Consider the following 1212-nt stretch of genomic DNA (forward strand, 5'->3'; position numbering starts at 1 on the left):
TATCTTCTTTCAACTGTGGGTAAGCATCGGTGTAGGCTTGGTTAGCAAAGTCAAATTCTTCTAACTCTTGGAAGACTTTAGCCTTCATCCAAACATAACGGTCGAACTCGATCCCTTTTTCATCCATATCTTGAATCAAGGCTCGGGCTGTTCCGTAGTCCTCGTCATCAATCAATAATTGCAGTAGCAATACTAGAGCCTGTCCGTAGTCAGGATCGATATCTAAAGCCAATTCCAAAGCCTCTCGAGCCGTCTCCCGATTTCCAATTTGTTGAGCAAATTCAGCCTTTTGGAAATACAAACGAGCTTCATATGGGTTCACCAAAATAGCCTTGTCGATCATCTCCAAAGCCCCATCATGGTCATGAAAGGCATTCTTCACTTGAGCAAAAACCGCTAGTAACCCGTCCGATAATTTATCGTCTTCATACAAGGCCTCTAAAATGGTATTGGCTTTTTCAAAGTTTTCTGTTTCCACATAATAGAAGGCTAATTGTTCTTGTTGCTCATCTGTCCGATCATTTTCAGGTGTCGCTTCAATTAATTCAATGGCTTCTTCAAAGTCCCCCGTTGCCGCCTTAGCATAAGCAAAATGGGCTTCAATAGTTTCAAATAAAGATTCCGGTGTCTCTTCAGACTGCAATAACCGCTCATATAACGGCAAGGCTTGTTGGAATTCACCCTGTTGGAACCGTAATTCCGCAATCCCATATAAAATCACCGGTTGGTTTGGCGCTAATTCCCGCGCTTCACTCAATTTGACCAAGGCCACTTCCGGCAAATTATACATTTGATAAGCATCCGCCTGTAGTAATAACGCATCCACATATAATGGTGATTCCGGCGTAATTTTCAGTAATTCATCAATCGATTCTTCCACTTGTCCATTATCTAGGGCTAACTCACCCTTCAATAAGATCCATGAATCTTCCTCAGGAAATCTGTTTTCTCCCACTGTATAAATCTCATTGGCATAATCCACAAAGCCTAATTGCGCCAGGCTGTATCCCGTTTGCGCCATGACTTGGGCATCTTCTTTTTCAAGCTGTCCTAAGATTTTTTCAAAAACCACATTGGCCTTTTCAATCTCATTTTGCTGTATATACGTAATAAATTCATTCACTAATTGGTCCAAAAGATCCAACCCCCTATACCTAGCCTATTTTAGCACAATTCACCAGGTAAAATCTTCCACCAGGGCTATAATTCCTC

General features: G+C 41.7%; 1 protein-coding gene. It reads right to left on the bottom strand.

The window, feature by feature from the left end; genetic code table 11:
• On the bottom strand, window positions 1-1135 hold a 1135-nt coding region (locus tag ACRCJ0_RS14535), incomplete at its 3' end, for a tetratricopeptide repeat protein (protein ID WP_431390914.1).
• Window positions 1136-1212 lie beyond the last annotated feature (77 nt).

Source organism: Aerococcus sp. L_32, assembly GCF_050689315.1.